This window comes from Streptomyces sp. Tu 3180, assembly GCF_009852415.1.
GTDB lineage: Bacteria > Actinomycetota > Actinomycetes > Streptomycetales > Streptomycetaceae > Streptomyces.
Window position 1 is genome coordinate 5,348,893 of sequence record NZ_WOXS01000002.1, and the last position, 20,400, is coordinate 5,369,292.

At 73.8% G+C, this 20,400-nt stretch carries 17 protein-coding genes and 1 pseudogene; 12 read left to right on the forward strand and 6 right to left on the reverse strand.

The features are described from left to right. Positions 1-91: 91 nt before the first annotated feature. Positions 92-727, reverse strand: coding sequence for a DUF6542 domain-containing protein (locus tag GL259_RS25150; RefSeq protein WP_159535594.1), 636 nt, complete (start codon positions 725-727; stop codon positions 92-94). A gap of 182 nt (positions 728-909) precedes the next feature. On the opposite strand from GL259_RS25150, the gene ychF reads away from it, so the two are divergent. Further along, positions 910-1,998, forward strand: a complete 1,089-nt coding sequence (gene ychF / locus GL259_RS25155) for a redox-regulated ATPase YchF (RefSeq protein ID WP_159535595.1) — start codon at positions 910-912, stop codon at positions 1,996-1,998. 89 nt (positions 1,999-2,087) lie between these two features. Here the strand turns inward: ychF and GL259_RS38935 are convergent, their stop codons facing one another. Beyond that, positions 2,088-2,513 carry a DUF6000 family protein gene (locus tag GL259_RS38935; RefSeq protein ID WP_347814625.1) on the reverse strand — a complete coding sequence of 142 codons (426 nt, stop codon included), beginning with the start codon at positions 2,511-2,513 and terminating at the stop codon, positions 2,088-2,090. Positions 2,514-2,667: 154 nt separating this feature from the next. Between GL259_RS38935 and GL259_RS25160 the strand changes: the two genes are divergently transcribed. The 10 genes and pseudogenes from GL259_RS25160 to GL259_RS25205 all read left to right on the forward strand — a co-directional run bounded on the left by GL259_RS25160 (position 2,668) and on the right by GL259_RS25205 (position 13,890). Further along, complete coding sequence (locus GL259_RS25160) at positions 2,668-3,078, forward strand: VOC family protein (RefSeq protein WP_159535596.1); 411 nt, start codon at positions 2,668-2,670, stop codon at positions 3,076-3,078. Between the two features lie 91 nt (positions 3,079-3,169). After that, positions 3,170-3,598: an AraC family transcriptional regulator gene (locus GL259_RS25165; protein ID WP_159535597.1), complete on the forward strand. Its 429-nt coding sequence runs from the start codon at positions 3,170-3,172 to the stop codon at positions 3,596-3,598. A 5-nt stretch (positions 3,599-3,603) separates the two neighbouring features. Then, positions 3,604-4,230 carry a glyoxalase gene (locus GL259_RS25170; protein WP_159535598.1) on the forward strand — a complete coding sequence of 209 codons (627 nt, stop codon included), beginning with the start codon at positions 3,604-3,606 and terminating at the stop codon, positions 4,228-4,230. Between the two features lie 797 nt (positions 4,231-5,027). Beyond that, positions 5,028-6,620: a S8 family serine peptidase gene (locus tag GL259_RS25175; RefSeq protein ID WP_159535599.1), complete on the forward strand. Its 1,593-nt coding sequence runs from the start codon at positions 5,028-5,030 to the stop codon at positions 6,618-6,620. 532 nt (positions 6,621-7,152) lie between these two features. Beyond that, positions 7,153-7,905 carry a GntR family transcriptional regulator gene (locus tag GL259_RS25180; protein WP_159535600.1) on the forward strand — a complete coding sequence of 251 codons (753 nt, stop codon included), beginning with the start codon at positions 7,153-7,155 and terminating at the stop codon, positions 7,903-7,905. A 357-nt stretch (positions 7,906-8,262) separates the two neighbouring features. Next, a pseudogene (locus tag GL259_RS25185) lies at positions 8,263-8,481 on the forward strand (SPOR domain-containing protein); the annotation flags it as partial. Between the two features lie 50 nt (positions 8,482-8,531). Then, positions 8,532-8,948 (forward strand): (deoxy)nucleoside triphosphate pyrophosphohydrolase, encoded by a 417-nt coding sequence (locus GL259_RS25190; RefSeq protein WP_159535602.1) that lies wholly within the window; start codon positions 8,532-8,534, stop codon positions 8,946-8,948. Between the two features lie 190 nt (positions 8,949-9,138). Next, complete coding sequence (locus tag GL259_RS25195) at positions 9,139-9,567, forward strand: ATP-binding protein (protein ID WP_159535603.1); 429 nt, start codon at positions 9,139-9,141, stop codon at positions 9,565-9,567. A gap of 265 nt (positions 9,568-9,832) precedes the next feature. Continuing rightward, entirely contained in the window at positions 9,833-12,499 is a 2,667-nt protein-coding gene (locus tag GL259_RS25200; protein WP_159535604.1) for a SpoIIE family protein phosphatase, read from the forward strand. A gap of 158 nt (positions 12,500-12,657) precedes the next feature. Then, positions 12,658-13,890 carry a hypothetical protein gene (locus GL259_RS25205; RefSeq protein ID WP_159535605.1) on the forward strand — a complete coding sequence of 411 codons (1,233 nt, stop codon included), beginning with the start codon at positions 12,658-12,660 and terminating at the stop codon, positions 13,888-13,890. 7 nt (positions 13,891-13,897) lie between these two features. On the opposite strand, the gene GL259_RS25210 is transcribed toward GL259_RS25205, so the two are convergent. From GL259_RS25210 to GL259_RS25225, 4 genes are read right to left on the reverse strand one after another with little or no spacing between them, the layout of a single operon-like run. Further along, on the reverse strand, positions 13,898-14,674 hold the full coding sequence (locus GL259_RS25210) for a succinate dehydrogenase/fumarate reductase iron-sulfur subunit (RefSeq protein ID WP_159535606.1): 777 nt from the start codon (positions 14,672-14,674) through the stop codon (positions 13,898-13,900). Beyond that, positions 14,671-16,605: a fumarate reductase/succinate dehydrogenase flavoprotein subunit gene (locus tag GL259_RS25215; protein WP_159535607.1), complete on the reverse strand. Its 1,935-nt coding sequence runs from the start codon at positions 16,603-16,605 to the stop codon at positions 14,671-14,673. The genes GL259_RS25210 and GL259_RS25215 overlap by 4 nt, the downstream gene beginning before the upstream one ends. A gap of 40 nt (positions 16,606-16,645) precedes the next feature. Beyond that, positions 16,646-17,479, reverse strand: coding sequence for a hypothetical protein (locus GL259_RS25220; protein WP_159535608.1), 834 nt, complete (start codon positions 17,477-17,479; stop codon positions 16,646-16,648). A gap of 27 nt (positions 17,480-17,506) precedes the next feature. After that, a complete protein-coding gene (locus GL259_RS25225) occupies positions 17,507-17,800 on the reverse strand; it encodes a hypothetical protein (RefSeq protein ID WP_159535609.1) in 294 nt (97 codons plus the stop codon). Positions 17,801-18,089: 289 nt separating this feature from the next. On the opposite strand from GL259_RS25225, the gene GL259_RS25230 reads away from it, so the two are divergent. After that, positions 18,090-20,390 carry an ABC transporter family substrate-binding protein gene (locus GL259_RS25230; protein ID WP_159535610.1) on the forward strand — a complete coding sequence of 767 codons (2,301 nt, stop codon included), beginning with the start codon at positions 18,090-18,092 and terminating at the stop codon, positions 20,388-20,390. The last annotated feature ends 10 nt before the right edge of the window (positions 20,391-20,400 follow it).

Consider the following 20,400-nt stretch of genomic DNA (forward strand, 5'->3'; position numbering starts at 1 on the left):
GCGGGCCGTCCGTGGCGGGGCGGGCCCCGCCCCCGGTGCCCCGCCCTCCGGCGCCTCGCCCCCCGGTGCCACGACCGTCGCGCCGGACGCCTCACCTCCGCGGCCGGCCCTTCGCGGCCCTCCGGTTGACCATGCGGATCCTGCGGCCGAGCACGATCAGCCCGGCGACGAGCGTCCCCCCGTACAGCCAGCCGGCCTGCGTCGCGAGGCCCGTCACCAGTCCCGTCAGCAGGCCGCCGGTCCCGTCGCCGCCGTCGGCCACCGGGACCAGCCCCACGGCGAAGGCGATCGGCACGATGACGGGCGCGGCCAGCAGGTCCCCTTCGCGCACCCACACCGCGGTCAGCACGCACACCGGCAGGAACAGCACCCCGTACACCGTCTGGGGCGCCCCGAACACCACGCCGACCAGGAGCCCGAGCGCGAGCATCACCAGCCCGCAGAACAGCCCCCCGCCCAGTCCGGTGAGCCGCGGGTCGGGCAGCCGCCGGGCGGCCGGCGCCGGAGCGGGGCGCCGCGCGGGCACCGGCCGGCGCTGCGGCGCACGGGCGGGCCGGCCGGGCCGGGCCGGCCCGGCGGACCGCGTGACACCGCCCCCCGCCGCCCGCCCCGCCTGCGGAGGCAGCGGGGGCCCGGACGGCCCGGATGACCCGGGCGGCCGGGGCGGCCTGGGCGGCGTGTCGCGTCGCGGTCCGTACTGCGCGGGTCGCGTCCTGGGGTGCTCCATTGGACCAACTTAGGTCGTTTTATGTGCCGAATGGCTCCTCAGACACGCCGTGGAACGCGGTCCGGCCGGACGTTCGACATGTCGCCGGGGCGCGGGCGGGCACGCCGTAGACTGGTGGATCGGCCCACGCGGCCCAGTCGCCGGGCCCTCGTCCCCTCTCCTCACGTACGGGAAGTCGCAACGTGTCGCTCACGATCGGAATCGTCGGCCTGCCGAATGTCGGCAAGTCGACCCTGTTCAACGCCCTGACCAAGAACGACGTGCTGGCGGCCAACTACCCGTTCGCCACGATCGAGCCGAACGTCGGCGTCGTCGGCGTCCCCGACGCCCGGCTGGCCAAGCTGGCCGAGATCTTCGGCTCCCAGCGCGTCCTCCCGGCCACGGTCGACTTCGTCGACATCGCCGGCATCGTGCGCGGCGCCAGCGAGGGCGAGGGGCTCGGCAACAAGTTCCTGGCGAACATCCGCGAGTCCGACGCGATCTGCCAGGTCATCCGCGCCTTCAAGGACGAGAACGTCGTGCACGTCGACGGCAAGGTCTCGCCGAAGGACGACATCGAGACGATCAACACCGAGCTGATCCTCGCCGACCTCCAGACCATCGAGAAGGTCCTGCCGCGCCTGCAGAAGGAGTCGCGGATCAAGAAGGACGTCGCGCCCAAGGTCAAGGCGGTCGAGGAGGCCAAGGAGATCCTGGAGAAGGGCGACACGCTCTTCGCGCACGGCATCGTCCAGGGCACCGAGCGCAACGAGCTCCTGCACGACCTGCACCTCCTCACCACCAAGCCCTTCCTCTACGTCTTCAACGTCGACGAGGACGAGCTGGTCGACGAGGACTTCAAGAACGAGCAGCGCGCCCTGGTCGCCCCCGCCGAGGCGATCTTCCTCAACGCCAAGCTGGAGGCGGACCTCGCCGAGCTGGACGAGGAGGACGCGATGGAGCTCCTGGAGTCCGTCGGCGCCGAGGAGCCCGGCCTCGCCACCCTGGCCCGCGTCGGCTTCGACACCCTCGGCCTGCAGACCTACCTCACGGCCGGCCCGAAGGAATCCCGCGCCTGGACCATCAAGAAGGGCGCCACCGCCCCCGAGGCCGCCGGTGTCATCCACACCGACTTCCAGAAGGGCTTCATCAAGGCGGAGGTCATCTCCTTCGCCGACCTGGTCGAGGCGGGCTCGGTCGCCGAGGCCCGCGCCAAGGGCAAGGCGCGCATGGAGGGCAAGGACTACGTGATGCAGGACGGGGACGTCGTGGAGTTCCGCTTCAACGTGTAGCGGGTGCCCCCTCGATCGGCTGAGACGCGGGTCGGAGGGGGGAACCCCGGGTCAGGGGTCGGACCTCACGGTCCGGCCCCTTCCGGCGGTTACGGCCGGGGCCAGCCGTGGGCGAAGCCGCAGTGGAGGCCCGTCCGGCGGCGCAGCCCGGCGGGGGTGTGAGCCGGGTGGTCGCGGAGGTGGGTCAGGGCGTTGACCCACTGGCCCCAGAGGCCGCCGGGCTGGGTGAAGCGGGCCGCGCGCCCGGTGCCGAGGCGGGCGTCGAGGTGGAGAAGGGCGCCGGGGGCTGCGGGCCGGAAGGGGTCCGGCCCTTCGGGGCGGGCCCCTGCCCCTTTCCCGTGCCGGACCGTGCCGGAACGCCGGGGCGGTTCGCGTGCCGACCGGTACGGCGTCGGCACCGGGAGCCGGGGGAGCGGGCGCGGCGGGGCGCGCGGGGCCGGGACGGGCTCCTCCCGACCGCCCCGGTGGGCGGGTCGAAGGCCGAGTGGATCGTGGAGCCCGGTGCACCACCTCACCGGCCTCGGGCCTCCTGCGCCGTGTGCCCGGCACGGGCGATCGGCACGGGCGGTCGGCCGGGAGGGAAGCCCCGTCCTGGAGAGCGTTCCGGCGGCCGATTCCGGTCAGGAATCGAGAAGCGGGGGCCGGGGAGCCGTGCCTAGCCTGACCGCCATGGACATCACCATTCACACGACCGTTCTCCCGCACGACGACCCGGACGCGTCCCTGGCCTTCTACCGCGACGTCCTCGGCTTCGAGGTCCGCAACGACGTCGGGCAGGGCAGGATGCGCTGGATCACGGTCGGCCCCGCCGGCCGGCCCGGCACGTCCATCCTGCTGGCGCCGCCGGCCGCCGACCCCGGGATCACCGAGGACGAGCGCCGCACCATCGCCGAGATGATGGCCAAGGGCACCTACGGCTGGATCCTGCTGGCCACCCCGGACCTCGACGGCACGTTCGCGAAGATCCAGGCCCGCGACGCCGAGGTCGTCCAGGAGCCGACCGAGCAGCCGTACGGCATCCGCGACTGCGCCTTCCGCGACCCCGCGGGCAACCTGGTCCGCATCCAGGAAGTCCGCTGAACCGTCCGGTCGTCACCGTCGGGCACCCGGCCGGCCGCCCCGGCGCGTACCGGCCGGGCGCCCGCGCACACCGTCGAAAAGGAGTTCCCTCATGTGTCACCCCTCGTGGGGGCGCGCACGCGCCGCGGCGCAGCGCCTGAGCGACTTCGCGCGACTGCGCCGCGTCCGCGACCGGATCGACCGGGAGTACGCGCTCCCGCTCGACGTCGAGGCGCTCGCCCGCGGCGCGGGCATGCCCGCCGGGCACCTCAGCCGCCGGTTCCGGCAGGCCTACGGCACGTCGCCGTACGCGTACCTGACGGCGCGTCGCATGGAGCGCGCGGCGGCGCTGCTGCGCCAGGGCGGCCTCGGCGTCACCGAGGTCCGCTCCGCGGTCGGCTGCCCGTCGCCGGCCGTCTTCGACACCCGCTTCACCGAGCTGGTCGGCATGGAGCCCGGCGCCTACCGGTCCGCGCAACGGGCGTCGGCGGAACCGGTCAGGAATCGAGAAGCGCCGGCCGTCGAGCCGAACCTAGCGTGACGGCCATGACATCCATCGCATCCGTGACCCTCGAGGTGGCCGACCTCACGGCCGCCGACCGCTTCCACACCACCGCCTTCGGCCTGGGGGGCCAGGTACGCCTGCGGGCCTCGGAGGAACCGACGGCCGGCTTCCGCGGGTTCACGCTGTCGCTCGTGGTCTCCCAGCCGGCCGACGTCGACGCCCTGGTCGGCGCCGCCGTGGACGCCGGCGCCGCGACCCTGAAGCCCGCCGCCAAGTCGCTCTGGGGCTACGGGGGCGTCGTACAGGCCCCGGACGGGACGATCTGGCAGGTCGCCACGTCGGCGAAGAAGGACACCGGCCCGGCCACCCGGCGGATCGACGAGGTCGTGCTCCTGCTGGGAGTCGCGGACGTGAAGGCGAGCAAGCAGTTCTACGTCGGCCAGGGCCTCGCCGTGGCGAAGGGCTTCGGCAGCAAGTACGTCGAGTTCGCCCCCGGTTCGGGTTCGGTCAAGCTGGCGCTGTACAAGCGCCGCGCCCTGGCCAAGGTGGCCGGCGTCTCCCCCGACGGCAGCGGATCGCACCGGCTCGTGGTCGCCGGCGACGCGGGGCCCTTCACCGACCCGGACGGGTTCGCGTGGGAGGCGGCGTCCCCGGCGCTCGCGAACTGACCGGCGACCGACGGAGCCCGTCCCAGGAGGGGGCCTGCCGGACGCGCGGGCTCGAGGAGGGGTTGCGGGACACTCGCGCGAGGCCGGAGGGCGACGCCGGTCCCCGGGGCGCGACCGCGGGCTTCCCGGGCGGCGTCCGCCTCGTCCCGCTCTCCTGCCGGGGGACGGAGCCGCGTCCCCCGGCGCGGCGCCGCGCGCCTCGGGCACCGGCCGCAACCCGCCGGCGGACGGGCGGGTGCGCCTCGGCCCCGGGCCGCCCCGCGGCGCCGTGGTCGTCGACGGCGCCGCGGGCCGGTGGACGTCCCCGGCCCGCCGCCGGGACGGGCGACGCGTTCACGGTCAGGACCGGTGTCGACCTGCGCCAACTCGGCGGGCCCCACCGGTACTTCCCGGTCCGGCCGCGGCGCGTCCGGGCCCGGCGCGGGGCGGACGAGCCGCCCGGGCGCGACCCCGTGCGCGACGGCCGCCGGCTGAGCCCGGAGAGCGGCTGAAGGGCTCGGGGCCGCCGGGGCGTTCACCGAAAGGGAGCCGGCGGCCGCGCGGGGCGCCCGCGCGCGGGGGCGCCCGGTCCGGCGAGGCCGCATATGACGAGCGCATGACATGCTTGTTTCTTCGTGCGGGAACCCTTGTGCAATTCCTGTGGAACCCTCAATCTTTCGGCTGACGCACGTGCCCGGCCACTCCCTGATTGACATGATCCTGCCAATCAGGGAGTCGCTTCGTCACACCCGCGGCACCGTGCGCCGACCGCACCGCCCCCCACAGCAACGCACCACCGATCGAGGAGGACCCCTCAGATGGCAGTGATGCGTCACCCCCGGCGGAGCACCACCCGAAGACTCACCACGCTCGGCGCGGCGACCGCCGCGGCCCTCGTCGCGAGTCTCGTCTCCGCCCTCCCCGCGGGCGCGGCCCCGGCTGCGCCCGAAGGCCGCATCCAGTACGAGGACGCCGCGAACGCCGTGGCCGGCAGCTACATCGTGACCCTCGACGCGGACAAGGCCCGGTCCGGCTCCGCCGAGGGCCGCGCCCTGGCCGAGAAGTACGGCGCCGACATCGAGCGGACCTACACCAAGGCCCTGAACGGCTACGAGGTCGAGGCGTCCGAGAGCGAGGCCGAGCGCCTCGCCGCCGACCCGGCCGTCGCCTCGGTGATCCAGAACCGCACCTTCCACATCACCGGCACCCAGCCCAGCCCGCCCTCCTGGGGCCTGGACCGGGTCGACCAGCGCAACCTCCCGCTGAACAGTTCCTACACCTACCCGGACTCCGCCGGGCAGGGCGTGACGGCGTACGTCATCGACACCGGCGTCCGCACCACCCACAGCGACTTCGGCGGCCGCGCCTCCGACGGCTACGACGCCGTCGACAACGACAACACCGCCCAGGACGGCCACGGCCACGGCACCCACGTCGCCGGCACGGTCGCGGGCACCTCCTACGGCGTCGCCAAGAAGGCGAAGATCGTCGGCGTCCGCGTGCTGAACAACTCCGGCTCCGGCACCACCGCCCAGGTCGTCGCCGGCATCGACTGGGTGGCGCGCAACGCGGTCAAGCCGGCCGTCGCCAACATGTCCCTCGGCGGCGGTGCCGACAGCACGATCGACACGGCCGTGCGCAACGCCATCGGCACCGGCGTCACCTTCGTCGTCGCGGCCGGCAACGAGTCCACCGACGCCTCCACCAAGTCCCCGGCCCGCGTGACCGAGGCGATCACCGTCGGCGCCACCACCTCCGGCGACGCCCGCGCCAGCTACTCCAACTACGGTTCGGTGCTCGACCTGTTCGCACCGGGCTCCTCCATCACCTCCGCCTGGCGCACCAGCGACACGGCCACCAACACCATCTCCGGCACGTCCATGGCGAGCCCGCACGTCGCCGGCGCCGCCGCCCTCCACCTGGCCGACAACCCCTCGGCCACCCCCGCCCAGGTCTCCTCCGCGCTGACCTCCGCCGCCACCACCGGCGTCGTCGGCAGCCCGGGCAGCGGCTCGCCCAACCGCCTGCTGTACGTGGGCGACGGGGGCACCACCCCGCCCCCGACCGGTGACCGCTTCGAGAACGCCACCGACTACACCATCGCCGACAACTCCACCGTCGAGTCCCCGGTGACCGTCTCCGGCGTCTCCGGCAACGCGCCCTCGGACCTGGCCGTGGAGGTCGACATCACCCACACGTACATCGGTGACCTCCAGGTCCAGCTGGTCGCCCCCGACGGCACGGCGTACACGCTGAAGGCGTACGGCACCGGCGGCAGCGCGGACAACATCAACACCACCTACACCGTCGACGCCTCCTCGGAGACGGCGAACGGCACGTGGAAGCTCCGGGTCGGCGACAACGCCCGGTGGGACACCGGCCGGCTGAACGGCTGGGCCCTGCAGTTCTGACGCGGGCCCGGGAGCACGCCTGCTCCCGGATCCGTCCGGCGCACGGACGCCCTCGTCCTCGGGGAGGGGCTTCGGGTCGGTGACCCGGCCCGCCGCGAGGACGGGGGCGTCCCGCGGTGCGGGCCGGCCGGGCCCCGGCGGCCGGGAACGCCGTGCCCCGGACGCCTCCGCGGGCCGGCCGGCCGCTGCTCCGTCAGGGGGCGCCGGGAACGGGAGGAGGGCCGCCGACGCGGCCGCCCGCCACCGGCACACGACGAGGGCCGAGGGCTCGTCGGCCCGCGCGCCGGTCACCGCGTGCGAGGCGCGCGGCCCGGCCGCCTCACCACGCGCGCACGCGGGGGAGCCGCCCGGGCGCGACACCGGGAGCGGCGGCACGCAGGTGTGACGGCCGCCCGGGCGGGGAGAAAGTGCCTGCGTAAAACCCCCGCCGGACACATGTCATCACATCGAGTGATTCTCTGGCCTTCGCTTGCCCGGCTCAACCCACGGTTGCCACGCTGTTGCTGTCTGTACAACCTGATGGGAGCGGCCAGTGACTTTCGGTGAGCAGCCGGCGTATCTGCGCGTCGCGAGCGATCTCCGCAGGAAGATCGTCGACGGTAGGCTGCCACCGCACACCCGCCTCCCCTCGCAGGCGAGGATCCGCGAGGAGTACGGCGTCTCGGACACGGTCGCGCTGGAGGCGCGCAAGGTGCTCATGGCGGAGGGCCTCGTCGAGGGCCGCTCCGGCTCGGGCACGTACGTGCGCGAGCGGCCGGTGCCCCGGCGGGTCGCCCGCTCCGGGTTCCGCCCGGAGCGCGGGGCCACGCCCTTCCGCCAGGAGCAGGCCGACGCGAGCGTGCACGGCACCTGGGAGTCCAGCAGCGAGCAGACCGAGGCCGACGCCGCGATCGCCGAGCGGCTCGGCCTCGAGCCCGGCGACCGCGTGATGTGCACCCGGTACCTCTTCCGGGAGGCCGGCGAGACCATGATGCTCTCCACCTCCTGGGAGCCGCTGGCCCTGACCGGCCGGACGCCGGTGATGCTGCCCGAGGAGGGGCCGCTCGGCGGCATGGGCGTCGTCGAGCGCATGCGCGCCATCGACGTGATCGTGGACAACGTCACCGAGGAGGTCGGCGCCCGCCCCGGCCTCGCCGAGGAACTGGCCGTGCTGGGCGGTGTCCCCGGGCACGTCGTCCTCGTCATCCGGCGCACGTACTTCGCCTCGGGGCGTCCGGTGGAGACGGCCGACGTGGTCATCCCGGCCGACCGCTACCGGGCCGCCTACCACCTCCCGGTGAAGTAGTCCCGCCGGCCGGGCCCTCCTCCGCCGGCGCGGCCGGGCGCTCCGTCCAGTGAGCCTGCTCACTCCCTGCGCGCCCCCGGCACCGCTTCCGCCCCGGCGCGCCGTCCGGGAGGCGACCGCCCCGCCGCCGTGGTGATCCGGCCGTTCCCGCAGGCCGCCCGGGGTGCGGCGCGCGGGGAGCGGCCTGCCGCCGACCGGATGCGTCGGTCATCGCGCACGGCGCGTCCACCACCGTGCGCCCCTTGCGCGCCGGTCGGTTGCGTGCCTCTTTGTGAAAAGGCGTATTCGCTGCGTGAAGGTAAGGCGTAGGCTCAGGCATATGCGGACTGCGGTTTCCTTACCGGGCGGGGCGCGGCACAGGCCGCGGGCGGGAAGTGGAGAGGCGCGATGAACGACGGCACGGTCACTCTTCCCTGGCTCGTCGTGCGGCAGGACGACAACGGCAACCGGTACCGGGTGGGCCGGTACGCGACCCGCGCCGAGGCGCAGAAGATCGCGGACAGCCTCGACGACCGCGGACACAAGCAGCTGTACTGGGTCGAGCGCATCGGCCAGAACGGAACGTCCGCCGGCTGACACCGGCCGCCGTCGCGGGCGCCCGGCCGGCCTCCCGTAGGCTCCGGCGCATGAGCGAGCGGATCGTGGTGGTCGGTGCGGCCCTGTGGCACGGGGGACGGCTGCTCGCCGCCCGCCGGAGCGCACCCGTCGAGCTGGCCGGGCGCTGGGAGCTGCCCGGGGGCAAGGTCGAGCCGGGGGAGACCCCGGACGCGGCCGTCGTGCGCGAGTTGCGCGAGGAGCTCGGCGTCGACGCCGAGGCCGGTGAACGCGTCCCGGGGGAGTGGCCGTTGAGGGCGCCCTACGTGATGCAGGTGTGGACCGCCCGCCTGCGCCCCGGGTCCGCCGATCCCCGGCCCCTCCAGGACCACGACGCGCTGCGCTGGCTCGCTCCCGCCCGGATCTGGGACGTCGACTGGCTCGACCACGACGTGCCCGCCGTCCGGGACACCCTCGCCCACCTCGGTCTCACCGCACGGCGGCCGTAGGCGGCGTGCGCGCCGTACCGCCGTGCGCGCCGTGCCGCGCGCCTCGCGCGCTGCGCGCGCCGCCCGGATCGCGGCCCGCCGGTGCGCGGCACGCCCTCCCGCGCCGTCCGTGCCACAAGACGCCGCCGTGCGCGGTACGCGGTCCGGGATATCGGGTATGTGCCCATTAACCCCATGAAACCGGACACGGATGGGCTCGCTGGGCGGGGAAGTGATCCACGTGATCGACACCGGAGGCGACTGCGCCGCGTGGACCTTCCCCGCGGACCCGGGCGCCGTGCGCGCCGCCCGCTCCGTCGTCCGCGACCGGCTGCGCGACTGGGACCTCGACAGCGTCGGCGACCTGACGGCCCTGCTGGTCAGCGAACTGGTCACCAACGCCCTGCGGTACGCCACCGGCCCCATCGGCGTGCGCCTGACGCGCCCCGCGGGCCTCGGCGGGGTCCTCCTGGTGGAGGTCTCCGACCCGCTTCCCGACTTCCCCCACGAACGCGTCGCCCGCCCCGACGACGAGGGCGGTCGCGGGCTCCAGCTCCTGGACTCCACCTCCCGCCGCTGGGGCACCCGGACCGGCGGCGCGGGCAAGACCGTGTGGTTCGAACTCGCGGTGCCGCGCTGAGGCGCGCGACACCGCTCACGGGTGTACGCCCCCGCCTCCTGCGTCCACCCGCGGGCACCGGCCCGCGGAGGTTGCCGAAGAGGGGGTTCGATGGCGTGTCCGCTGGTTAGAAGACTGGAAGTGTTCTCACGGCGGGGACCGAAAAGCATCGGGACCGTGCTGTGATCGTGAACACCGTGTCGTGCGGCGCCGTAGTGCTGGATACTGCGGGCAGCCGTCTCCGGTGACCGGTGCCGGACGCGGTGAGCTGGAGGGGACGGTTCGCGTGAGCGAGATACCAGCGAAGGCCACGGGGTCCGAGGACTCGTCGGGCGGCCCGAGGACGGAGGCCGCGGACGGCCTCTCCTCCGGCGACGCCCCGTCCGCCGACGCGGTGTGGCAGAGCAGTCCGCCCGGCTCGATGTACGACTACATCAAGGTCGCCTCCTTCTCCATCGGCCCGGACGGGCTGGTCGACCAGTGGAGCCTGCGCGCCGAACAGCTCTTCGGCATCCCCGCCGACCGCGCCGTCGGCATGGACCCCATCGCCGCCTTCGTCGCCTCCGACCGGCGTGAGCGGGGCCAGCGCAAGATGGCCGAGATCCTCGACGGCCGGGAGTGGACCGGAGTGGTGCCCTTCCGGCTGCCGGACACGGTGGCGCGGGACGAGCGCGACCGGGAGGGACTGGCCGAGGTCTACGTCATGCCGACGCGGACCGAGGAGGGGGAGAAGGCCGCCGTCTGCATCGTCGTCGACGTGCGCACCCTGCGCCGCATCGAGACCGATCTCGCCGCCTCACAGGCCATATTCGGCCAGTCTCCGTTCGGCTTCCTGCTGATCGACCCCGACCTGCGGGTGCGCCGCGCCAACCAGCGGTTCGCGTCCATCTTCGGCGGCACGCCGGACGACCACCGCGGCAAGGGCGTCCACGACTACCTGCCGCGCGGCGAGGCCGAACGGGTCGCCGCGACCCTGCGCCGGGTGCTGGAGACCGGCGACTCCATCACGGACATGCACGTCACGGGGTTCGTGCCGGGGTCCGACGAGCGCCGCCACTGGTCCGTCAACCTCTACCGCGTGCACAGCGGCAGCGGCCGGCCCATCGGCGTCGCCTGGCTCGGGACCGACATCACGGCCCGCCGCGCCGCCGCCCGCGAGGCCGCCGCCGCACGGCGCAATCTCGCCCTCCTCAACGAGGCCGGCGCCCGGATCGGCAACTCCCTCGACCTGGAGACCACCGCCCGCGAACTCCTCGACGTCGTCGTCCCCGGCTTCTGCGACCTGGCCACCGTCGACCTCTACCAGGGGCTGCTGGCCGGCGACGAGACCCCGCCGGGACTGGCCGACGGCAGCGCGGAGGTACGCCGGGTCGCCTTCGCCAGCGCCGTCTCCGACGCGCCGTTCGACGGCACCGGCGAGCGGGTGAAGCTGGGCGCCGTCCACCACTACGCGTTCAACTCGCCCTGGGCGGACGCCCTGCGCACCGCCCGCCCGCAGACCGTCCCCGGCGAGGACGGCGGACTGGTGCAGTCCACGCTCGCCGTGCCGATGGTCGCCCACGACACGGTGGTGGGGCTCGCGCAGTTCGCCCGGACCAAGGGCAGCGAGCCGTTCGGCGACCGCGACCGCGACCTCGCGGTGGAGCTGGCCGCACGCGCCGCCGTCTGCATCGACAACGCCCGCCTGTACCGGCGCGAGCACGAGCGCGCGCTGATACTGCAGCGGTCCCTGCTCCCGCCCGGCGACCCGGAGGCCTCCGGCCTCGACATCGCCTGCCGCTACCTGCCCGGCAACGCGGCCACCGGCCGGCCCAGCGAGGTCGGCGGCGACTGGTTCGACGTCATCGAACTGCCCGGTCACCGCACCGCGCTGGTCGTCGGCGACGTCATGGGACGCGGCCTGCGGGCCGCGGTGGCCATGGGCGAACTGCGCACCGCCGTACGCACCCTGGCCCAGCTCGACCTGGAACCCGCCGAGGTCCTCTCCCAGTTGGACGAGATCGCCCGGGGCCTCGGCGCCCCCGGGGGCGTCCAGCAGGCCACCCGGGCGGCCCGCCGCCCCCGCGAGGCCGACCTCTCCGAGGTCTACCTGGCGACCTGCGTCTACGCCGTCTACGACTCGGTGACCAGACGCTGCACCTTCGCCAACGCGGGCCACCTGCCGCCCGTCCTGGTCGAGCCCGGCGAGTCCGCGCTGATGCTGGACGTACCGCCCGGCATGCCGCTCGGTGTGGGCGGCGAGCCCTTCGAGGAGGTGGAGGTCGAACTGCCCGAAGGCGCCCTGCTCGCGCTCTACACGGACGGACTGGTCGAAAGCCGCGACCACCCCCTCGACGAGGGCCTGCAGGCCTTCGTGGGCGCGCTCACGGACCCCTACCACCCGTCGCCCGGCCACCCCCCGGCGACGGCGCCGCGCGCCGACACCCGTCCGAACCTGGAGGACGTCTGCGACCACGTCCTCAACATCCTCGACACCCACCACGGCGAGGACGACATCGCCCTGCTGATGGCCCGTGTCCAGGGGCTGCCCGCCGAGTCCGTCGGCGACTGGACCCTGCCGCGCGAGCCCCGCAGCGTGGGCCGGGCCCGCGAGTACGCCCGCGCCCAGCTGCTCAGCTGGGACCTGGAACCCCTCGTCGACACCACGGAGCTGCTGGTCAGCGAGCTGGTCACCAACGCCCTGCGCTACGGCGAGGGCGAGATCAGGCTCCGCCTCCTCCTCGACCGCACCCTGGTCTGCGAGGTCTGGGACTCCGGCCTGGTCCAGCCGCGCCGCCGCCGCGCCCGCGACACCGACGAGGGCGGCCGCGGCCTGCAGCTCGTCGGTCTGCTCAGCGCCGCCTGGGGCTCCCGCCGCACCCACCGGGGCAAGACCGTCTGGTTCGAGCTCCCCCTCCCGGGCGCCGACACCGGTCTCACCGACCCGGCGGAGGCACTGCTGAGCATGTTCTGACGGTCCGCTCCGCCGGCCTTCCCGCCGGACGGCCACCGGCACGTACGGCGGGTGGCCCCCGTGCGGTGACCGCAACCGGAACACCCGTTCCTCCCGTCCTCCCCTGCGACACCAACCACGCGGCCGTCGGCGGGAGCCGGCGGGTGAGGGGGTCCGGGATGGAGCGCGCCGAGTCGCGGGAGCCGTCGGCCGGAGGCGAGGAGGGCCGTCCGCCCGAGCCGGCCGGCGCGAGCGTCCCGGGGGACACCGACGGCGACGCCCCCGGCACGCGGGACGCCCCGGAAGCCTCCGACGCCCCCGCCCCGTCCGACGCTCCGGCCCCGTCCGGAACCCCCGACCCCCCGGAAGCCACCGGCCCGCCCGGGGGGAAACGCCGGGGCCCCTGGGCCCGCCGGCTCAGGCGCACCGCTCTCGCGCTCGCCCTGCTGCTCCTCGTCCCCCTCCTCGCCGCCGGGACGGCCCTGCGGATCAACTACACCGGCGACCCGGCGGACGGCACGTACACCCGCGGCCGCGACGCCCTCTGGCTGGGGCACGCCTGGGTCGACGGGCGGAAGAAGGACGCCGACGTCGAGGCGCTCGCCCGCCGTCTGGAGGGCACCGGCATCCGGGACCTCTACGTGCACTCCGGCCCGCTGGAGCACGACGGGACCCTGCCGAAGCCGGCGTACCCCCGCGCCCGTTGGCTGATCGACTCCGTGCACCGGGAGCTGCCCGGCGTCCGCGTCCAGGCCTTCCTCGGCGACATCCTCGCGCCCGAACACCCCGAGGGCCTGCACCTGGGGCGCGCCGCGTCCCGTGCCGCGATCCTGCGGTCGGCCCGCGAGGTCCTCGACACCGGTTACGACGGGATCCACCTGGACCTCGAACCCCTGCACTCCGGCGACGGCGACTACCTGGAGCTCCTCGACGCGCTGCACGAGGAGACCGGTGCGCGCGGCGTCCCGCTCTCCGTCGCCGCCCACCAGATCGACCCCCTGCCGGGCTTCCACTCCTTCTGGGGCGCGCTCACCGGTCACCCCAAGTGGTGGTCGCAGGAGTTCTTCGGGCAGGTCGCCCGCCGCGTCGACCAGATCGCGATGATGTCGTACGACACCATGCAGCCGCTGGAGGGCACCTACGGCGGCTACGTCGCCCAGCAGACCGCCCTCGCCCTGGAGGTCACCCCGCCCTCCACCGACCTGCTGATGGGCCTTCCCGCCTACAGGGAGAACCGGTTCGGCCACTGGGCCCACGCCGAGACCGTCCCCGCCGCCGTGCGGGGCGTCCGTCTCGGCCTGTCCCGCGAGGACGCCGACCGCGCCCGCTTCGGCGTGGCCCTCTACATCGACTTCACGGCGACCGAGGCGGACTGGAGGGCGTACCGGGAGGGCTGGGCGGACGGGCCGTGACCGGCGCTCAGCCCGCCGAGGAGCGCCTCCTGATCTTCGAGCCCAGCCACACCAGCGGGTCGTACTTCCGGTCGACCGCCCGCTCCTTCAGCGGGATCAGCGCGTTGTCGGTGATCCTGATCCCCTCGGGGCAGACCTCCGTGCAGCACTTGGTGATGTTGCAGTAGCCGAGGCCGTGCTCGTCCTGGGCCGTGCGCCTGCGGTCCAGGCCGGCCTCCTCGGCCGCGTCCAGCGGGTGCATGTCCAGCTCCGCCACCCGCATCAGGAACCGCGGCCCCGCGAACGCCTGCTTGTTCTCCTCGTGGTCGCGGACCACGTGGCAGGTGTCCTGGCACAGGAAGCACTCGATGCACTTGCGGAACTCCTGCGAGCGGTCCACGTCCTCCTGCATCATCCGGTACTCGCCCGGACCGAGCCCCTCGGGCGGCACGAAGGCCGGGACCTCGCGGGCCTTGGCGTAGTTGAAGCCGACGTCCGTCACCAGGTCGCGGATCACCGGGAAGGCCCGCAGCGGGGTCACGGTGATCGTCTCGTCCCGGCCGAAGACCGACATCCGGGTCATGCACAGCAGCCGGGGACGGCCGTTGACCTCCGCCGAGCACGAGCCGCACTTGCCGGCCTTGCAGTTCCAGCGCACGGCGAGGTCGGGGGCCTGGGTGGCCTGGAGGCGGTGGATGATGTCGAGGACCACCTCGCCGTCGTTCACCTCGACCGCGAAGTCCTCCAGACCGCCGCCCCCGGCGTCCCCGCGCCACACCTTGAAGCGGGCCTCGTAGCTGCTCACTCGTACAGCTCCTCTTCGGCGAGGTACTTGACCAGCTCCTCCTTCTCGAAGAGGGCGAGCAGGTCGGGACGGATGGGCTCGGTGGTCTCGCGGGTCAGGGTGATCCGGCCGCGCGCCGGGTCGGCGGCCGCGAGGGCGCCCGTGGGGTCGGTGAGGGAGCACAGCAGGTTGACGTTGCGCCACGCGCGGTCCATCGCCGCGTAGTCCTCGCGGGTGTGCCCGCCGCGCGACTCGGTGCGCTCCAGCGCGGCCCGCGCCACGCACTCGCTGACCAGCAGCATGTTCCTGAGGTCGAGGGCGAGGTGCCAGCCGGGATTGAACTGCCGGTGCCCCTCGACCCCGGCCCGGCGCGCCCGCGCCCGCAGCTCGTCCAGCTTCTCCAGCGCCTGCTTCATTTCCGCCTCGCGGCGGATGATGCCGACCAGGTCGTTCATCGTCTGCTGGAGTTCCTGGTGCAGGGTGTACGGGTTCTCCGGCGGTCCCTCGGCCGGTTCCCCGCCCCCCGCCGAGAACGGCCGCAGCGCCTCCGCGGCGGCGGCGTCGATCTGGGCGTCGTCCACCCGGGGCCGCGCGGCGTGCCGTCCGCCCGCGTACTCGGCCGCGTGCCGGCCCGCCCGGCGCCCGAACACCAGCAGGTCGGACAGGGAGTTCCCGCCCAGCCGGTTGGAGCCGTGCATCCCGCCGGCCACCTCACCGGCGGCGAAGAGCCCCGGCACCCCGCGTGCCGCCGCCGAGTCGGAGTCGACGGCGACGCCGCCCATCACGTAGTGGCAGGTGGGCCCGACCTCCATCGGCTCCGCGGTGATGTCGACGTCCGCCAGCTCCTTGAACTGGTGGTACATCGACGGCAGCCGCCGCTTGATCACCTCGGCCGGCATCCGCGTGGACACGTCCAGGAAGACCCCGCCGTGCGGGGAGCCGCGCCCCGCCTTCACCTCGGCGTTGATCGCGCGGGCCACCTCGTCGCGGGGGAGCAGCTCGGGCGGGCGCCGGTTGTGGTCCGGGTCGTCGTACCAGCGGTCGCCCTCCTCCTCGGACTCGGCGTACTTCTCCTTGAAGACGTCCGGGACGTAGTCGAACATGAACCGCTCGCCCTCGGAGTTGCGCAGCACCCCGCCGTCGCCGCGCACCGACTCGGTGACCAGGATCCCCTTCACCGACGGCGGCCAGACCATCCCGGTCGGGTGGAACTGCACGAACTCCATGTTCAGCAGCGGGGCCCCGGCCAGCAGCGCCAGCGCGTGGCCGTCGCCGGTGTACTCCCAGGAGTTCGACGTCACCTTGAACGACTTGCCGATGCCGCCGGTCGCGATCACCACGGCGGGCGCCTCCAGCACGAAGAAGCGCCCGGACTCCCGCGCGTAGCCGAAGACCCCCGACACCTGCTCCCCGTCCTTGAGCACGCGGGTGACGGTGCACTCCTGGAGGACCTTCAGCCGGGACTCGTAGTCCCCGGTCAGGCGGAAGTCCTCCTGCTGGAGCGCGACGATCTTCTGCTGGAGGGTGCGGATCAGCTCCAGGCCGGTGCGGTCGCCGACGTGCGCGAGGCGCGGGTACTCGTGGCCGCCGAAGTTGCGCTGCGAGATCCGGCCGTCCTCGGTCCGGTCGAACAGCGCGCCCCAGGTCTCCAGCTCCCACACCCGCTGCGGCGCCTCCCGGGCGTGCAGCTCGGCCATCCGCCACTGGTTGAGGAACTTCCCGCCGCGCATGGTGTCGCGGAAGTGGACCTGCCAGTTGTCCCCGGCGTTGACGTTGCCCATCGCCGCGGCGATGCCGCCCTCGGCCATCACCGTGTGCGCCTTGCCGAACAGCGACTTGCAGATCACGGCCGTGCGGGCGCCCCGCTCGCGCGCCTCGATGGCGGCACGCAGTCCGGCGCCGCCCGCGCCGACCACGACGACGTCCCATTCCTGCCGGTCGACCACGGTCATCTCACAAGGCCCCAGTCATCGAAACTCATCACGGAACACATCAGAAGAAGCGCGGATCGTCGAAGACGCCGGACGCGACGAGGTACACGTAGAGGTCGGCGAGCGCCACGCTCAGCAGCGACGCCCAGGCGAGCTGCATGTGCCGGGCGTTCAGCCGGCCCACCCACCGCCACATCCGGTAGCGCACCGGATGCCGGGAGAAGTGCTTGAGCTTCCCGCCGACGATGTGCCGGCAGGAGTGGCAGGAGAGGGTGTACGCCCAGATCAGCACGATGTTGACCAGGAACACCAGGGTGCCCAGGCCCATGTGGCCCCAGTCGTAGTGCTCGTCGCGGAAGGCGAGCACGGTGTCGTAGGTCAGGATGGCGGCGACCGGGAGGGCCGCGTAGAAGAAGTACCGGTGGAGGTTCTGCAGGATCAGCGGGAAGCGGGTCTCGCCGGTGTACTTCCGGTGCGGCTCGGCCACCGCGCAGGCCGGCGGGGACGCCCAGAAGCCCCGGTAGTAGGCCTTGCGGTAGTAGTAGCAGGTCAGGCGGAAGCCGAGCGGGAAGATCAGGATGATGACCGCCGGTGAGATGCCCCACCAGCTGCCGAAGATCTCCCAGTTCGGTCCGGCCTTCATCGGCTCGCAGTTCTCCGCCAGGCAGGGCGAGTAGAACGGCGAGACGTACGGTGCCGCGTAGTAGTCGGCGTTCGCGAAGGCCCGCCAGGTCGAGTAGACGACGAAGGCGAGCAGACCGGCCGCGGTGGCGGCCGGGGCCAGCCACCAGCGGTCGCTCCGCAGGTGCGGGGCGGCGATCGCGGCGCGCGTGCCCGCCGTGACGCCGCCGCGGGGACGGGGTTCGGTGGCAGGGGGTTCCGTACCTGTGGCCACGGGATCCACTCCGGTCGGGGTCGGGGGTCAGGGGGCGCGACGGTCGCGGGCGCCGAGCCCCTCGTCGTCCGTGTCCACCCACAGTGAGGGGTCGTACGGCGTGTCGGAGATGGTGACGAGGTCGGGCCGCTTCTGCGCGGCGGCCGGCGAGGCGGCCGCCTCCCGCAGCAGCGCGACGCTCTCACGCAGGTGGTTGCTGTCGGCGCGGACGCGGCGCATCTCCAGGCCACCGCTGCCGAGCTGCTTCTCCAGGCGTCCCACGGACCGGATCAGGTCGTCGAGGCAGCGCTGGACCGTTGTCAGTTCGTCGTGCACGGACATGACTTGCCCTCACTTCCACGGGTCCTTCAGGCCCAAGGCGGCAACGTTCATGCGCCTGAGAGTGTTGCGCGTCACACCTTGTGCTGTGAAGGGATGTGCATCGATTGGCCGAGGCGCAGGGGGTGCACCGCCGGGTGCTTTGCGCCGCACGGGTGGGCTTGCCGCCCGTGGCCGTCGTGTCGCCCCCGGCTGCCGAACTCTTTCCTTTTCAGTGGCCGCATACATCGGATGAGCTCCAAATACCACCAAAAGTGATCGTAACGCCCGCGGCTTCCGGAGGTAACCAGAGATGTCCCATGACGGCATCGGCCCGCGCGCGGTCATGCGCTCGGTCGCCTTCCTCACGGCGGGCGCGCTCGCGGTGCCCGCGCTGGCCGGATGCGGCTCCGAGGACCCGGCGGGCAAGCCCCTCGCCGGGCAGGACATCGAGCCCGCGGGCCGCGCGGAGATCGCCGACGGGGGCACCCTGCGCTGGGCCGTGGACACGGTCCCGGACACCCTGAACACCTTCCAGTCGGACGCCGACGCCACCACCACCCGGATCACGCAGGCCGTCCTGCCGTCGATGTTCCGGATGGACGCCCGGGGGCGGCCGGTGCGCAATCCGGACTACCTGGAGTCCGCCGAGGTCGTCGCGACCGAGCCCAAGCAGGTCGTCGTCTACAGGCTCAACCAGCAGGCCGTCTGGAGCGACGGACGCGAGATCGGCGCCGCCGACTTCGCCGCCCAGTGGCGCGCCCTGTCGGGGAAGGACACCGCCTACTGGACCGCCCGCAACGCCGGCTACGACCGCGTCGAGAAGGTCGAGCGCGGCAAGGGGAACCTGGAGGTCAAGGTCACCTTCAGCCGTCCCTACGCCGACTGGAGGTCGCTGTTCACCCCGCTGTACCCGAAGGACGTCATGGGTACCCCGGACTCCTTCAACGACGGGGCCCGCAAGAAGCTGAAGGTCACCGCCGGCCCCTTCACGGTGAAGAAGGTCGACGGCAGGAAGGACGAGGTCACCCTCACCCGCAACGCGCGCTGGTGGGGCGACCCCGCCAGGCTCTCGAGGATCGTGCTGCGCGCCGTGCCCCGCGACGAGCGGGTCTCCGCGCTCGCCGCCGGCACCGTGGACCTGGCCGAGATCGACCCGGCCACCGCCCGCCGCATCACCCTCGCCACCGGTCCGCGGAGCACGGGCACCGCCCTCACGGGTCCCGGCACCGGCCGGTCCACCGCGGACGAGCCCCGCTCCCGGGCGAGCGCCGGCGGCTCCGACGAGAAGGCCGCCGAGGAGGAGGACGCCGCCCGCGCGAAGCGGGAGAGGAAGGCCGCCGCGTACGCACGCCGGCAGAAGGCCCTCAGCGGCTTCGAGGTGCGCAAGTCACTGGAGCCGGCCTACACCCAGCTCGCCCTCAACGGCGCCGACGGTCCCCTCGCCGACGAGCGGGTCCGCCGTGCCGTGGCCCGCGCCCTGGACCGCAAGGAGCTGGCCGAGACGGTGCTGAAGCCGCTCGGTCTGCCCGCCGAGCCGGTCGGCAGCCACCTGGCGCTGTCCGGCCAGGCCGCCTACGCCGACAACAGCGGCGCCCTCGGCCGTCAGGACGTCAAGGAGGCGCGGGCGCTGCTGACGGACGCCGGGTGGGTGCCGGGCGGGCCGGTCAAGGAGGAGAAGAAGGGGGAGAAGGCGACCGGCGCGGAGAAGGACAAGGACGGCGCGTCCGACCAGGACACCGGGAGCGAGTCGGAGGGCGGCGACGACGGGGCGTACATCGTCGGCGGGAACGACGGCAAGGACAGGGACGGCGACAAGGACAGCGGCAGCGGCGACGGCGAGGACGGCGGCGACAACAAGGCGCCGCGCGACTCCGGCGCCGGGAGCCGTGCGGACCACCTCGCCCAGGACGGCACCGCGCACCTGAAGCGGGGCGCCGCCCCCGGCGCCTACGCCCCCGAGGGCACCGCCGCCCCCGCCGGGGCCGGTGCCGCCCCGGTCGCCAGGAACGGCAAGGCGCTCACCCTCCGCTTCGTGCTGCCCTCGGGCCCCGGCTCGGACACCCTGCGCACCGTGGCCGACCGGATCTCGAGGATGCTGGAGCGGATCGGTGTCCGCACGGAGATCTCCCGGGTCGACGACGAGAGCTACTTCAAGGACCACATCGCCTCCGGCGCGTACGACCTCGCCCTGTACTCGTGGCCCGCGACCGCCTTCCCCGCCACCGACGCCCGCCCCGTCTACGCCAAGCCCGTCCCGGCCGCGGACGGCTCGCTGAACGTCGAGCAGAACTACACCCGCGTCGGCACGGACCAGGTCGACCAGCTCTTCGACCAGGCCGTCGCCACGCTCGACGACTCCGAGCGCCGCGCCCTGATCCGCAAGGCCGACGCCCGCATCTGGGCGGCGGCCGGCTCCATCCCCCTCTACCAGCGCCCCCAGCTCACCGCGGCCCGCAAGGACCTGGTCAACGCCGGCGCCTTCGGCTTCCGCACGCCGGTGTACGAGGACATCGGCTTCCTGAAGAAGAGCACACAGGGGCCGACGGGGACCCAGGGGACCGGGGGAACCCCGGGCGGGGAGAAGAGCGCCGGGCCGTCGTCCGGGGACTGACGGCCAGGGA